General features: G+C 45.9%; 13 protein-coding genes. 10 read left to right on the forward strand and 3 right to left on the reverse strand.

The features are described 5' to 3' along the window. The first annotated feature begins 425 nt into the window (after positions 1 to 425). On the forward strand, positions 426 to 2054 hold the full coding sequence (gene aceB, locus VCHENC03_RS16015; RefSeq protein WP_009705565.1) for a malate synthase A: 1629 nt from the start codon (positions 426 to 428) through the stop codon (positions 2052 to 2054). A gap of 148 nt (positions 2055 to 2202) precedes the next feature. After that, positions 2203 to 3516, forward strand: a complete 1314-nt coding sequence (aceA, locus tag VCHENC03_RS16010) for an isocitrate lyase (RefSeq protein WP_005440333.1) — start codon at positions 2203 to 2205, stop codon at positions 3514 to 3516. Between the two features lie 107 nt (positions 3517 to 3623). Here aceA and VCHENC03_RS16005 read toward each other — a convergent pair whose 3' ends face one another. Continuing rightward, the gene (locus VCHENC03_RS16005; RefSeq protein ID WP_009705566.1) at positions 3624 to 4070 is read right to left on the reverse strand and encodes a CBS domain-containing protein; all 447 of its coding nucleotides are present in this window, start codon (positions 4068 to 4070) and stop codon (positions 3624 to 3626) included. Between the two features lie 234 nt (positions 4071 to 4304). After that, a complete protein-coding gene (locus tag VCHENC03_RS16000) occupies positions 4305 to 4526 on the reverse strand; it encodes a hypothetical protein (protein WP_032802582.1) in 222 nt (73 codons plus the stop codon). Between the two features lie 260 nt (positions 4527 to 4786). On the opposite strand from VCHENC03_RS16000, the gene VCHENC03_RS15995 reads away from it, so the two are divergent. From VCHENC03_RS15995 to secF, 6 genes are all read left to right on the forward strand, one after another. Continuing rightward, positions 4787 to 5956 carry a S1 family peptidase gene (locus VCHENC03_RS15995; RefSeq protein ID WP_009705569.1) on the forward strand — a complete coding sequence of 390 codons (1170 nt, stop codon included), beginning with the start codon at positions 4787 to 4789 and terminating at the stop codon, positions 5954 to 5956. Between the two features lie 246 nt (positions 5957 to 6202). Continuing rightward, positions 6203 to 7255 carry a tRNA preQ1(34) S-adenosylmethionine ribosyltransferase-isomerase QueA gene (queA, locus tag VCHENC03_RS15990; RefSeq protein WP_009705570.1) on the forward strand — a complete coding sequence of 351 codons (1053 nt, stop codon included), beginning with the start codon at positions 6203 to 6205 and terminating at the stop codon, positions 7253 to 7255. A 207-nt stretch (positions 7256 to 7462) separates the two neighbouring features. Continuing rightward, positions 7463 to 8599 (forward strand): tRNA guanosine(34) transglycosylase Tgt, encoded by a 1137-nt coding sequence (gene tgt, locus VCHENC03_RS15985; protein WP_009705571.1) that lies wholly within the window; start codon positions 7463 to 7465, stop codon positions 8597 to 8599. Positions 8600 to 8776: 177 nt separating this feature from the next. Then, entirely contained in the window at positions 8777 to 9106 is a 330-nt protein-coding gene (yajC, locus tag VCHENC03_RS15980; RefSeq protein WP_005424903.1) for a preprotein translocase subunit YajC, read from the forward strand. A gap of 21 nt (positions 9107 to 9127) precedes the next feature. Further along, positions 9128 to 10984: a protein translocase subunit SecD gene (secD, locus tag VCHENC03_RS15975; protein WP_080637354.1), complete on the forward strand. Its 1857-nt coding sequence runs from the start codon at positions 9128 to 9130 to the stop codon at positions 10982 to 10984. Between the two features lie 14 nt (positions 10985 to 10998). Further along, a complete protein-coding gene (secF, locus tag VCHENC03_RS15970) occupies positions 10999 to 11946 on the forward strand; it encodes a protein translocase subunit SecF (RefSeq protein ID WP_009705572.1) in 948 nt (315 codons plus the stop codon). 180 nt (positions 11947 to 12126) lie between these two features. Here the strand turns inward: secF and suhB are convergent, their stop codons facing one another. Beyond that, positions 12127 to 12930, reverse strand: a complete 804-nt coding sequence (gene suhB / locus VCHENC03_RS15965; protein ID WP_005440321.1) for an inositol-1-monophosphatase — start codon at positions 12928 to 12930, stop codon at positions 12127 to 12129. 231 nt (positions 12931 to 13161) lie between these two features. Here suhB and trmJ point away from each other — a divergent pair, with 231 nt between their 5' ends. Together trmJ and iscR are read left to right on the forward strand one after the other, a co-directional pair. Beyond that, positions 13162 to 13881, forward strand: coding sequence for a tRNA (cytosine(32)/uridine(32)-2'-O)-methyltransferase TrmJ (trmJ, locus tag VCHENC03_RS15960; RefSeq protein ID WP_009705573.1), 720 nt, complete (start codon positions 13162 to 13164; stop codon positions 13879 to 13881). A 125-nt stretch (positions 13882 to 14006) separates the two neighbouring features. Continuing rightward, positions 14007 to 14513 carry a Fe-S cluster assembly transcriptional regulator IscR gene (gene iscR / locus VCHENC03_RS15955; RefSeq protein ID WP_027726597.1) on the forward strand — a complete coding sequence of 169 codons (507 nt, stop codon included), beginning with the start codon at positions 14007 to 14009 and terminating at the stop codon, positions 14511 to 14513. Positions 14514 to 14539 lie beyond the last annotated feature (26 nt).

Raw genomic sequence — 14539 nt, forward strand, 5'->3', positions numbered from 1 at the left:
ACGCGTTTAAGTCGCGTTTAATTTCCTCTTCCTAGCCCTTGTGAATACAAGGATTTTTCTCCTGCCTCACTATTCATACGCTTGTTTGAATTCAAAAATAACCTGTAAATTTAATGTAATTTAATTACGTAATAACTTACAAATTAAACTCAAAAATCAAACACTTGTTTGATACCGAATAAAACTTTGAATTTAACGTTTTGTTTACTTAAGGGGTTTCGCTTAAACCTTTGTTGGGTTAGCTTAATTAAAGGCTTGTAAGACTTATGTCTAGATTGAAAAAGCAATTCAGGTTGCGCAATGTATAGACACAACGAAGCGAAGTGAACACCAAATCGAAGGATGTAATTTGTTGTTCATAACTTACAAATGTAGCTTTAGGCTGACTGCCCAAGATGAATAAAGCACGTTAAGGATGAATGATTATGCTTGCTCAGACAGAACAAAAAACACAACAACTAAAGCAAACCCAAGGCATGCTTGAGGTGAATGGAGTCGTTGCTCCTGAACATCAAGCAATTTTCCCTGTTGAAGCCCAAACCTTTTTAACTCTACTGTGTGAAAAATTTGCCGGACGTGTTGAACAGTTGCTAGAAGCACGAGAAGAGAAGCAAGCACGCATCGACGCTGGTGAACTGCCAGACTTTCTACCAGAGACACAAGACATTCGTGAAGGAAGTTGGAAGATCCTTGGAATCCCGCAAGATCTGCAAGATCGCCGAGTGGAGATTACAGGACCGACTGATCGCAAGATGGTGATTAACGCACTGAATGCGAATGTAAAAGTGTTCATGGCAGACTTCGAAGATTCGATGTCCCCTGCGTGGAGTAAAGTGCTGGATGGTCAAATCAACCTGCGCGACGCTGTTAATGGCACCATCAGCTACACCAACCCTGGCAATGGCAAACACTATCAGCTGGCAGAAGACCCAGCGGTGTTGATCTGCCGTGTTCGCGGACTGCATCTAAAAGAAAAACACGTAACGTGGCACGGTCAGATCATTCCAGGTGCGCTATTCGATTTCGCTCTGTACTTCTACAACAACTACAAAGCGCTACTGAAAAAGGGAAGCGGTCCTTACTTCTACATTCCAAAACTGCAATCGCATCATGAAGCGAAGTGGTGGAGCGAAGTGTTCCATTTCACCGAAGAGTATTTCGGTTTGGATACAGGCACCATCAAAGCGACTGTGCTGATTGAAACCTTACCAGCCGTATTCGAAATGGATGAGATTCTGTTCTCACTGAAAGAGCACATCGTTGGTTTGAACTGTGGTCGCTGGGATTACATCTTTAGCTACATCAAAACACTGAAAAACCACCCAGATCGCGTACTTCCGGATCGCCAAGTAGTGACGATGGACAAGCCATTCCTCAACGCTTACTCAAGATTGTTGGTGCGAACTTGTCATAAACGTGGCGCATTTGCGATGGGCGGCATGGCAGCCTTTATTCCGGCTAAAGACCCACAAGAAAACCAAAAAGTACTGGATAAGATCCACAACGATAAATCGCTAGAAGCTAACAACGGTCATGACGGTACTTGGGTTGCTCACCCGGGGTTGGCAGACACCGCAATGGAAGTGTTCAGTGCCACGCTGGGGCAGCGCACCAACCAATTGGACGTGAGCCGCTCAGAAGACGCACCAATCACCGCCGCAGAGCTGCTTGAACCGTGTGAGGGTGAGCGCTCAGAAGAAGGTATGCGCCACAACATCCGTGTTGCGCTGCAATACATCGAAGCTTGGATCTCTGGCAACGGTTGTGTGCCGATTTACGGACTGATGGAAGACGCAGCAACGGCAGAAATCTCCCGCGCTTCTATCTGGCAATGGATTCAACACGGCAAGTCGCTCGACAACGGATTGAAGGTCACTAAAGAGCTGTTCGAACTGTATCAGAAAGAAGAGATTGAAGTCGTGAAGCAAGAAATTGGCGAGCAGCGTTACCAAGCAGGTCGATTTGAAGAAGCGGCAGACTTGATGGCAAGGCTCACCACCAGCGATGAACTGACCAACTTTTTAACCATTCCAGGTTATGACTACTTGGATTAACCCAAAGATTTAGAACACTAATTTTATTTCACTAATACATGTTTATTTAACCAATACGTGAAGGATTCGAGGCAGATAAGGATGTACTGCCTGAGAACGGAAAACTCAACGCACATGCACAAGTGCACATTATAAGAGGGATAGACCAATGACTAACTTAACTCGCCGCCAACAAATTGAAGCTCTGGAAAAAGATTGGGCAACCAACCCACGCTGGAAAAACGTAAAGCGCACTTACACAGCAGAAGAAGTAGTAGAACTGCGTGGCTCTATGGTGCCTGCGAACACAATCGCACAACGTGGTGCTGACAAACTTTGGTCACTGGTCAACGGTAGTTCCAAGAAAGGCTACGTAAACTGTCTTGGTGCACTGACAGGTGGTCAAGCCGTACAGCAAGCGAAAGCGGGTATTGAAGCGATTTACCTATCAGGTTGGCAGGTAGCGGCGGATAACAACACCGCTTCGACGATGTACCCAGACCAATCTCTGTACCCAGTAGATTCTGTACCGTCGGTAGTAAAACGCATCAACAACTCATTCCGTCGTGCAGACCAAATTCAGTGGTCAGCTGGTAAGTCACCAGAAGACGAAGGCGGTATTGATTACTTCCTACCAATCGTAGCGGATGCGGAAGCAGGCTTTGGTGGTGTACTGAACGCTTACGAGCTAATGAAATCGATGATCGACGCAGGTGCGGCAGGTGTTCACTTTGAAGACCAACTGGCATCCGTGAAGAAGTGTGGTCACATGGGCGGTAAAGTACTGGTTCCAACTCAAGAAGCAGTGCAAAAACTGGTCGCGGCTCGCCTAGCAGCGGACGTTGCTGGTACGACAACACTAGTAATCGCACGTACCGATGCAAACGCAGCAGACCTACTAACATCTGACTGTGACCCATACGATAAAGACTTCATCGAAGGTGAGCGTACTCAAGAAGGTTTCTACCGTGTACGTGCAGGTATCGACCAAGCTATCTCTCGTGGTCTAGCTTACGCGCCATATGCGGATCTAATCTGGTGTGAGACAGCAACGCCTTGTTTAGAAGAAGCACGCAAGTTTGCAGAAGCGATTCATGCAGAGTACCCAGACCAACTGTTGGCATACAACTGTTCGCCTTCATTCAACTGGGAGAAGAACCTAGACGCAGAAACCATTGCTAAGTTCCAACAAGAGCTGGCTAACATGGGCTACAAGTACCAGTTCATCACGCTAGCAGGTATTCACAACATGTGGTTCAACATGTTCGAACTGGCACACGCTTACGCACAAGGCGAAGGCATGCGTCATTATGTTGAGAAGGTTCAGCGTCCTGAGTTTGAAGCGGCAGAAAAAGGCTACACGTTCGTAGCGCACCAACAAGAGGTTGGTACGGGTTACTTCGATAGAATGACCAACACAATCCAAGGTGGCAACTCATCAGTGACAGCACTGACAGGTTCTACTGAAGAAGACCAATTCTAATCAGCATAGAGTCCACAATTACTACGTTAGTAATGACATCTTTGAGCGGCGATTGAGCCGCTCTTTTTTTTTGCCTGTAATCTGGGCAACTAACGTTTCGCTGCTTATTACTCTGCTTCGATTTCTTCTGGTTCTGTTTCTTCTTGCAGCTCTAACAAGTTAATCGCAATGGTTACAAAGTCTGTATCGGTGATGATGCCCACCAAGTGACCTTTATTGACCACTGGCAAACAGCCAACTTTGTGCTTTTGCATATAGATTGCGCTTTCCTTTAAACCTGCTCTTGGTTCAGCGGTCATGATGTTGGTGTGCATCATTTGGTAAAGCGGCGTGTCGAGGGTAAAAGATTGTTCAGCCTCATCTGGGTGCAAGCAGGATTCTTGTGCGGCAAGAATATCGCGTTGAGTCACCAAGCCTTTTAGGTGTTTATTGGCATCAACAACCGGAATATGTCGAATATCAAGCGCTTCCATCATGCTTTTTGCGTCACGTAATGTGTGCTCACGCAGCAAGGTATGAGGGTTGCGAGTCATCATGTCTTCAACCTTGATCATAGAGACCTCCAGCGGCATTGTCCTTCTCTTAAATATAGAGAATATTTTGCTGTATATCTGGGAGCTAACTCGTTTTTCACTAATAAAATAAAACGATTAGATGGAGATCAATCAGAGGTGAAAATGAACTGGTGTTTTCCATAAATCCAGCTACTCATTTAGGACGAATCTAGGATGTAAGCGCTATCATAAATAACCAAAGCTAAGGCGTTAAAACCTTAGCTTTGGTTACTCTTAACGTTGCTTAAAATGCACACAGATAAGACCATAAGCTTTCGCGTCCACACATCGGCCGATATAGCTTTTATCAGGAAGGTTGACCGCACATAAACGAGGGACCTGCTTTAAGTCACACGCTTGTTGCATTGCGGTGATTTTCTGGTGGTTAGAGTTTGCGAGTGTACCGGAAGAAAACACGAGTACGGCAGCACTTAACGCCATAGTTAACATCTTCATACTTACCTCAATAAATGTTCAAAGAGCAAATGCTCCCCCTCACTATAGTTCAAAGAAATTATTACTGATTGGTTTGTTAATTATTGCTATTTGCCGTTGAAAAACTCAATGCGAGTCAGTTTGCATTTTTCACTGATAAGGGATGTGGTCGGAATGTAATCTAATGAGTTGAATCGCACATTTTTACTTGCTTGATTTTCCAAGATAAGTCTCTGGAAGAAGATACGCTCAGGCTTACCAGATTGAAGATTACAACCTAAATGGAACGAACGACGTGTAACAAGCTCATTGCTTTGGCAGTAGCGGCATTCAGTGTGCAATCCGCTCAAGCGATTGTGTTAGGAGATGAGCAAACCGACCCGGTTGATCGTGTGACTTTACGCGCAAGTAACATGGCAGAGTTTCCGCTGTGTGGCGGCACCATGCTAACAGAACAGTGGGTATTAACTGCGGCACACTGTGTGGTGATGGGGCAGGGAACCAACGAAGCGAGCTACTATGTTACCCCGCCGGGAGAACTGTCGGTGAATGCCAATGTGTACGAACTTAACTCTGCAGGGCTGGATAACTTTTATCCTGTCTCTCACGTTGTGGTTCACCCTGACTACACCCGAATTTCAAAAGCTGAGATTGACAGCAACGGCAACGTAAAGCCTATCCAAACTGGTTTAGATTCAGACATCGCGTTGTTGTACCTCACTCGCCCAGTGGCGAACGCGCGCTTTGCTGATTTAGCAAATAAAGCCGATATGGAAAATATCGAAGCGCGTTTGGCAGCGGATTGGAACGATAATTATCTGACTAATCAACGTGTCGAAAACGTACAAGTTTTTGGCTGGGGAACCACTCAGCCCGATGCTTCTGAATCTTCCAATACGCTCAAAACCACCATCAGCACATTTTTGCCTATCGACAAATGTTATGAGCGTCTAGAAATTGGCAGCAGTTTTCCGGGAGTCATTGATTCAAGAGAAAACCAAACCAAAATTTGCACGCTACCAACGGAGAACCGCGTGTTGGAGCCGGATAGTAATACTCAATATGGTAACTCCGCGTGTAAAGGTGACAGTGGTGGCCCCCTCATTGATGTCGCAACGGGGAAGCAGATTGGTATCGTAAGTGGTGCGCCTCTTATTCTGCCAACGTGCGGCTCTTTAACGATCCCAAGCTTCTACACTAAAGTGGGCCAATATTACGATTGGGTGCAGTCCTATATCACCGCCGATGGTCCACCGGGCAGTTACATTATTGAGCCGAACTTCATCAAAGAAGCGAGTAGTGGAAATGGTGGTGGGGAAGAAGAGTGCCATGATGGCATTGCGACCAACAATTGTGATTTCAGAGGTTCTGAAGACGACGGTGGTAGCGTAGGCGCTTGGTTGTTTGGCTTGTTGGTTCCAGTGGCTTGGATGCGCCGACGCAAAAGTTAAACTTTCAGTATCTGTTAAACGCATTTAGACATTTTAAAAAGCAGCGCACTTCGCTGCTTTTTTTTATGTGTGCTTATCCTGCACCTTTCACGTTTTATTACACTCTTAGTGAAAGCTTTTACAGTCAATCTAAGGGGATTTGCTTGCTATTGCAGCATGTAAACATATACTAGTCTGCTGCGAAAAACTCGTCGCAATTTTATCGTCGTCTTTGACGTGATTTGACCAATAGATAAGACAAGTAACATGCAAGTATCAGATTTCCATTTCGACCTTCCAGATGAACTCATCGCTCGCTACCCTCAACCAGAGCGTACCGCTAGCCGACTGCTGCAAATGGACGGCAATACTGGTGAACTTATTGATGGCACGTTTACCGATGTGCTGGAGCAGGTTCAAGCCGGTGACCTAGTGGTTTTCAACAATACTCGCGTTATTCCTGCGCGTTTGTTTGGTCGTAAAGAATCAGGCGGTAAGCTAGAAGTTCTGGTGGAGCGCATGCTCGACGAGAAAAGCATTCTGGCACACGTTCGCTGTTCTAAATCGCCAAAACCAGGCACAACTATCCTGGTTGGCGAAAACGATGAATACTCAGCGCAAATGGTCGCTCGTCATGACGCACTGTTTGAGCTGAAATTTAACTCTGATAAGACGGTACTCGAGATTCTGGAAGAAATTGGTCACATGCCACTTCCTCCATACATCGACCGCCCAGATGAAGACGCGGATAAAGAGCGTTACCAAACGGTTTATAACCAAAAGCCAGGTGCGGTTGCTGCACCAACGGCGGGTCTTCACTTTGATGATGTTCTACTTGATAAAATCAAAGCGAAAGGCGCAGAGTTTGCGTACGTCACTCTGCACGTAGGTGCGGGTACGTTCCAGCCAGTTAAAGTGGATGACATCAACGATCACCACATGCACGCAGAATACGTTGAAGTACCACAAGACGTAGTGGATGCGATTAACGCAACTAAGGCGCGCGGCGGTCGTATCGTCGCAGTGGGTACAACGTCTGTTCGCTCACTAGAAAGTGCAGCGCAAGACGCGCTAAAGAAAGGCACAGAACTGGTTCCATTCTTTGGCGATACTGAAATCTTTATCTACCCTGGTTACGAGTACCAGCTGGTGGATTGCTTGATCACCAACTTCCACTTACCTGAATCAACCCTGATCATGTTGGTAAGTGCGTTTGCAGGTTACGAGAACACCATGAATGCTTACAAGCACGCGGTGGAAAACAAATACCGTTTCTTCTCGTACGGTGATTCAATGTTTATTAAAAAGAATACCGCATAATGTTTTAACCCCTCTCTAGCCCTCTTCTCAAAAAAGGGGGAGGAAAGGAGGGGGAGAAAGCTAACGATTTACGAGTGCTAGCAGTAAGCTAGGAAATAAAGCGGAATCTCTGCTTTGTCTCTCGCACGGAAAAGCGACCGCTCCTTAAAATAGGGTTTACCACCCTGGATACATAGTCAGACTGTTTCTCTGACACCCGGAGGCATCGTGAAATTAAAATTCGATCTTAAGAAGAAAAACGGCAATGCGCGTCGTGGTCAACTGACCTTCGAACGTGGCACTGTTCAAACTCCTGCGTTCATGCCAGTAGGTACTTACGGTACTGTTAAAGGCATGACACCAGAAGAAGTGAAAGGTACTGGCGCAGAAATCTTGCTAGGTAACACTTTCCACCTATGGCTACGTCCTGGTCAAGAAGTGATGAAAATGCACGGTGACCTGCACGATTTCATGAACTGGCACGGTCCTATTCTTACCGATTCAGGCGGTTTCCAAGTATTCAGCCTAGGCAAAATGCGTAAGATCACTGAGAAAGGTGTTCACTTCCGTAGCCCTGTAAACGGTGACAAGATTTTCATGGACGCTGAAAAGTCGATGGAAATCCAAAAAGACCTAGGTTCTGACATCGTAATGATCTTCGACGAGTGTACGCCATACCCAGCGACACACAACGAAGCGAAAAAGTCGATGGAAATGTCACTACGTTGGGCACAACGCTCACGTGATCACTTCGATAAGCTAGAAAACCCGAACAACCTATTTGGTATCGTTCAAGGTGGTGTTTACGAAGATCTACGTGATGTGTCTATCAAAGGTCTGACAGAAATCGGCTTTGATGGCTACGCAGTTGGTGGCCTTGCAGTAGGCGAACCGAAAGAAGACATGCACCGTATTCTTGAGCACACATGTCCACAGCTTCCAGAAGACAAGCCTCGTTACCTAATGGGCGTAGGCAAGCCGGAAGACTTGGTTGAAGGTGTTCGTCGTGGTATCGACATGTTTGACTGTGTAATGCCAACGCGTAACGCGCGTAATGGTCACCTATTTGTGACTGGTGGTGTGATCAAGATCCGTAATGCGAAACATAAAACGGATACAACTCCGCTAGATCCGCATTGTGACTGTTACACTTGTCAGCACTACAGCAAATCGTACCTTCACCACCTAGAGCGTTGTAACGAAATCCTAGGTGCTCGTCTGAACACTATCCACAACCTGCGCTACTACCAGCGTCTGATGGAAAGCATTCGTAAGGCGATTGATGAAGATCGTTTCGATGAGTTCGTTACTGAGTTCTATGAGCGTCGTGGTCGTGAAGTACCACCACTAGCAAAAGAGCAGTAATTGACAGATTAAAAGAATTAAAGCCTTTGGCATGTTGCCAGAGGCTTTTGCTAATAAAGTAGGCTAACGTACGTTATTTTTGAGAAGGTGATCTCTATTACTCACTCTCAAACTTGAATCTAAATTACGAAAGCCCAACTTGTTGGATTATCAATAAAATATAATGAGGATGTTTTAATGTTTATTTCTCAAGCTCACGCAGCAGCAGAAGGCGCACCAGCAGGCGGCGGTTTTGAAATGCTAATCATGCTAGGCATGTTCGCGGTGATCTTCTACTTCATGATCTACCGCCCACAATCTAAGCGTGTTAAAGAACACAAGAACCTAATGTCTTCTATGGGCAAAGGTGATGAAGTTCTAACAAGCGGCGGCCTAGTGGGTAAAATCACTAAGATCGCTGAAGACAACGATTTCATTTCAATTGAGCTAAACGCAAACAATGAAGTTGTAATCAAGAAAGACTTCGTAACTGCAGTGCTACCAAAAGGTACGCTGAAGTCTCTATAAAACAGCTAAAGGATCCTCGCTGTGCTAAACCGTTATCCATTATGGAAGTACTTGATGGTCTTTTTTGCCATCATCACCGCTGCGTTGTACGCACTTCCAAATATCTACGGTGAAGATCCGGCTATTCAAGTTACAGGGGCGCGTGGCGCCTCTGTAGATATGTCAACGCTGGATGCTGTCACCAAAGCTCTTGATAAAGAGCAACTCTCTCATAAATCCATTGCTCTCGAGAATGGATCAATCCTTGTTCGTTTCAATGACACTGACACTCAAATCAGTGCCCGCGATATCATCAGCGAAGCGCTTGGCCAAGATAAAATTGTTGCACTAAACCTTGCTCCTGCTACGCCAGATTGGCTAGAAGCAATCGGTGCGTCGCCACTTAAGCTAGGTCTTGACCTACGTGGTGGTGTTCACTTCCTAATGGAAGTTGACATGGACGCGGCGATGGAGAAGTTGGTTGGTCAACAAGAAGAAGCTTTCCGTAGCGAACTTCGTGAAGCTAAGATCCGTTACCGTGCAATCCGTCCTTCTGGTACAGAAGGTGTGGAAGTATTGCTACGTAATGAGGAGCAACTAGCGGAAGCGAAAGCAACGCTAGAAAAGAATCACCCAGACATGAACTTTGTCGACTCTGATTCTAATGGTCGTTACGCGTTGATTGCCACCTTTACCGAGCAACGTTTACAAGAGATACGTAACTACGCAGTTGAACAAAACATCACGATTCTTCGTAACCGTGTTAACGAACTGGGTGTTGCTGAACCATTGGTTCAACGTCAAGGTGCTAGCCGCATCGTAGTTGAACTACCTGGTGTTCAAGACACAGCTCGTGCGAAGGAAATTCTAGGTGCTACGGCAACACTAGAGTTCCGTGAAGTTGACGATAAAGCTGACCTATCAGCGGCGGCAAATGGTCGCGCGCCAGCAGGTAGCGAAATCAAGATGGACCGTGATGGTCGCCCAGTTGTGCTTAAGAAGCGCGTTATTCTTGGTGGTCAAAGCATCACGGATGCAAGCTCAAGTGTTGATGAATACGGTCGTCCACAAGTTAACATCTCGCTAGACAGCGAAGGTGGTAACAAAATGTCTGCGTTCTCTAAGAAGAACATCGGTAAGCTAATGGCTACCGTATTTGCAGAATACAAAGACAGTGGTCGTCGTACGCCTGAAGGCAAAGTTATTCTTGATAAGCATGAAGAAGTCATCAACCAAGCAACGATTCAATCGGCTCTTGGTCGTAACTTCCGTATCACAGGTATCGACTCTGCTGCAGAAGCGCACAACCTAGCACTTCTACTACGTGCTGGTGCACTGATCGCACCTATCTCTATCGTTGAAGAACGTACCATTGGTCCATCAATGGGTCAGCAAAACATCGATATGGGTATCCAAGCATGTATCTGGGGTATGGTTGCGGTAATGCTGTTTACGCTGCTTTACTACCGTGGCTTCGGTCTGATTGCTAACATTGCATTGATGGCAAACTTGGTTCTTATCATTGGTGTAATGTCGATGATTCCAGGCGCTACCATGACGCTGCCAGGTATTGCCGGTATCGTATTAACCGTCGGTATGGCGGTCGATGCGAACGTGCTGATATTCGAGCGTATCCGTGAAGAACTTCGAGATGGACGCAGTCCACAACAAGCGATTCACCAAGGTTACGCTAACGCATTCAGTACCATTGCCGATGCGAACATCACAACACTTATCACTGCAATCATTCTATTTGCAGTGGGTACAGGTGCGGTGAAAGGTTTCGCGGTAACACTATCTATCGGTATCTTAACTTCAATGTTCACCGCTATTGTGGGTACACGTTGTATCGTGAACCTGATTTACGGTGGCAAACGCGTTGATAAATTGTCGATCTAAGGCTGGGAATTAATATGTTTCAAATTCTAAAAGCAGAAAACACGATCGGCTTTATGCGTTGGTCGAAAGTCGCGTTCGTATTCTCTATCGTTATGATCGCTGCTTCTATCTTCACGCTATCAACCAAATGGTTGAACTGGGGCCTAGACTTTACTGGCGGTACGCTTATCGAGGTGGGTTTTGAACAACCAGCAAACCTTGAAGAGATTCGTGCAGCGCTAGATTCAAAAGGCTTCGGTGATGCGACAGTACAAAACTTTGGTAGTGCTCGCGATGTAATGGTTCGTCTTCGTCCTCGTGACGATATGTCTGGTGAAACACTAGGTAACCAAATCATTGGTGCTATCAAAGAAGGTACGGGCGAAAGCGTAGAAATGCGTCGTATCGAGTTTGTAGGTCCAAACGTTGGTGATGAGCTGACAGAAGCGGGTGGTCTAGCGATTCTTGTATCGCTGATCTGTATCCTGATCTACGTATCGATGCGATTTGAATGGCGTCTAGCGGCTGGTGCGGTAATGGCACTAGCACACGATATCATCATCACGCTGGGTGTGTTCTCGTTCCTACAAATCGAAGTTGACCTTACCATCGTAGCGGCGCTACTAACGGTAGTCGGTTACTCGCTCAACGATACCATCGTTGTATTCGACCGGATTCGTGAAAACTTCCGTAAGATGCGTAAGGGCGAACCTTCAGACATCATGGATGCATCAATCACTCAAACATTGAGCCGTACATTGATTACATCGGGTACAACCTTGTTCGTAGTAATTGCACTGTTCATGCAAGGTGGTGCGATGATTCACGGCTTCGCAACCGCACTTCTACTTGGTATCACGGTAGGTACTTACTCTTCTATCTACGTAGCATCAGCACTAGCGCTGAAACTGGGTATCCAGAAAGAGCACTTGATGCCACCTCAAGTAGAAAAAGAAGGTGCAGAGTTCGACGAGATGCCATAAGGCAGATTGAGAACCGAAAACAAAAACCGCTGAGTAGTCAGCGGTTTTTTTATACCTGAAGAAACTTGCTTAAGTGCCGTTTGAACTGGTTAGTGAATTTCAGATATAAAAAAGCCCCGCTCAATGAGCAGGGCTATTCAAAAGTCATCAGCGTGACGGGCTTAGTATGACTTTAGAATCTTACTTAAGGATCGCGCTGTTGCCGTTTTCGCGAACGTGCTTAAGAAGAGATTTTACGCCACGAGCGCTAGAAGCAACAATGTTACCAGACTTCATGTAGTCAGTACCGCCAGCGAAGTCAGTTAGGATTGCGCCAGCTTCACGAGCGATAAGTTCGCCTGCAGCCATTTGCCAAGGTTTTAGACCTAGCTCGAAGTAACCATCTACACGGCCAGCAGCCACGTAACATAGGTCAAGAGCAGAACAACCGCTACGACGGAAGTCAGCACACTCAGTGAATAGAGAACCTACGATCTTGATGTAAGACTCAGAGTGTTGCTTCTGTTTGAATGGGAAACCAGTCGCTAGAACAGTACCGTGTAGGTCTTTAAGTTGAGTAACACGGATACGAGCGTTGTTTAGTTGAGCACCAGCACCACGTTGTGCAGTGAATAGCTCGTTTTGCATTGGATCGTATACACAAGCTACTTCAGTTTTACCTTTGAAGCGAACCGCGATAGATACTGCGAAAGTTGGATAACCTTTTACAAAGTTATTAGTGCCATCCATTGGGTCGATGATCCATTGTACGTCTTTATCTTTACCTTCGATAAGACCAGCTTCTTCAGAAACGATACAGTGCTCTGGGTAAGAGTGCTTGATAGTATCGATGATGATAGCTTCTGCTTCTTTGTCTACGTTAGTAACAAAGTCATTAGTGCCTTTTAGCGTAGATTCAATTTTATCTGTGTTTTCTAATGATTTAGCAATATGATTGCCTGCTTTTCGCGCAGCGCGAATAGCAATGTTTAGCATTGGATGCATACGAATTTCCCAACGGATGTTAAAGAACAATTTAAAGCGGCGGCGAGTATACCAGAGTCAAGGGAAAAGGGAAGTGGTTATTTTTTGTTCGCAGGAAGAGCTCGCCGTGATATCTCTCTCGCTAGAGAAGAAAACAATTGATGAGAATACGAATAGAAACCTGCTTCACCCTAGGGTGTGTAAAAAAATTATGGTAACATCCTTCGGTTTTAATTTAGGTAGCAAATACAGATGTTGGATCAAGTAAAAATCGTACTCGTCGGAACTTCTCATTCAGGCAACATTGGCTCCGCTGCGCGAGCAATGAAAGTTATGGGTTTAAGCCAACTTGTATTAGTTGATCCACAATGTGAAGTGGATGAGCAAACACTTGCTCTTGCCGCTGGTGCTGGTGACATTGCACAAAATGCAGCCGTAGTAAGTACGCTTGAAGAAGCCATTGAAGATTGCGGTCTTGTAGTCGGTTCAAGTGCTCGCTCACGCACACTTGAGTGGCCGATGCTTGAGCCTCGTGAATGTGGTGAAAAGTTCGCTATTGAAGGTCAAAAGCACCCTGTAGCGTTGGTGTTTGGCCGCGAAAGAACTGGCCTAACTAACGATGAATTGCAGAAGTGCCACTACCATGTTTGTATCCCTGCTAACCCTGAATACAGCTCGCTAAACTTGGCGATGGCGGTTCAAACCTTGAGTTATGAAGTGCGCGTTGCACATCTCAACTTGGAGCAAAGCCAATACACACCAAGTGAGCCTGAAGAATATCCACGTCATAAAGAGCTAGAAATGTTCTTTGAACACCTTGAAAAGGTGATGGTGGAGACCCAATTTATTAACAAAGAACAGCCAGGTCAGGTGATGAACAAGCTACGCCGCTTGTACTCACGAGCAAGGCCAGAGGCGCAAGAGTTGAACATTTTACGCGGTGTTTTGACTGCGATTGAAAAGAAACTCTGAACAAATAATAACCGCTTTAGGTGTAAGGATGAATACCTGACTAAATTAGTCAAATAAATACTTGACCAAAATAGTCAGGTATGGGAATATCCTTGTCATTACAAACCATGTGGATACGGTGTGGAATGAAACTTACATCTAAAGGAAGATATGCGGTGACAGCCATGCTGGACGTGGCACTGCACTCGCAACAAAACCCAGTCCCTCTAGCTGATATTTCAGAGCGTCAGGGTATCTCGCTCTCTTACTTAGAGCAGCTCTTTTCAAAACTGCGTAAAGCAGGTCTTGTAGCCAGCGTTCGTGGCCCAGGTGGTGGTTACCGCCTAGGAGCAGAGGCGCATAGTATTGCGATCGGCACAGTAATCGCAGCGGTTGATGAGTCAGTTGATGCAACTAAATGCCAAGGTAAAGGAGATTGCCAAGGCGGTACACGTTGCCTAACTCACACCCTATGGCGTGACCTAAGCTCTCGCATTAGTGACTTCTTGAACAACATTACGCTCGGTGAGCTAATGACAGACAACGAAGTCTTACAAATTTCTGATCGTCAGGACATTGATCTGGCGGTAACTCATGGGTTATCAAACAAAAATACAACCGCCGCGCCCATCGGTGTAAACGTCCGCTCTTAGCGGTCTGCATTTTACATTGGAGTAGA

The organism is Vibrio sp. HENC-03 (assembly GCF_000305755.2).
Lineage (GTDB): Bacteria > Pseudomonadota > Gammaproteobacteria > Enterobacterales > Vibrionaceae > Vibrio > Vibrio owensii.

What these genes read in the sequence shown, in the direction of transcription:
- aceB (WP_009705565.1), top strand. Translation starts at nt 426, where the DNA reads ATGCTTGCTCAGACAGAACAAAAAACACAACAACTAAAGCAAACCCAA.
- aceA (WP_005440333.1), top strand. Translation starts at nt 2,203, where the DNA reads ATGACTAACTTAACTCGCCGCCAACAAATTGAAGCTCTGGAAAAAGAT.
- VCHENC03_RS16005 (WP_009705566.1), bottom strand. Translation starts at nt 4,070, where the DNA reads ATGATCAAGGTTGAAGACATGATGACTCGCAACCCTCATACCTTGCTG.
- VCHENC03_RS16000 (WP_032802582.1), bottom strand. Translation starts at nt 4,526, where the DNA reads ATGAAGATGTTAACTATGGCGTTAAGTGCTGCCGTACTCGTGTTTTCT.
- VCHENC03_RS15995 (WP_009705569.1), top strand. Translation starts at nt 4,787, where the DNA reads ATGGAACGAACGACGTGTAACAAGCTCATTGCTTTGGCAGTAGCGGCA.
- queA (WP_009705570.1), top strand. Translation starts at nt 6,203, where the DNA reads ATGCAAGTATCAGATTTCCATTTCGACCTTCCAGATGAACTCATCGCT.
- yajC (WP_005424903.1), top strand. Translation starts at nt 8,777, where the DNA reads ATGTTTATTTCTCAAGCTCACGCAGCAGCAGAAGGCGCACCAGCAGGC.
- secF (WP_009705572.1), top strand. Translation starts at nt 10,999, where the DNA reads ATGTTTCAAATTCTAAAAGCAGAAAACACGATCGGCTTTATGCGTTGG.
- suhB (WP_005440321.1), bottom strand. Translation starts at nt 12,930, where the DNA reads ATGCATCCAATGCTAAACATTGCTATTCGCGCTGCGCGAAAAGCAGGC.
- trmJ (WP_009705573.1), top strand. Translation starts at nt 13,162, where the DNA reads ATGTTGGATCAAGTAAAAATCGTACTCGTCGGAACTTCTCATTCAGGC.
- iscR (WP_027726597.1), top strand. Translation starts at nt 14,007, where the DNA reads ATGAAACTTACATCTAAAGGAAGATATGCGGTGACAGCCATGCTGGAC.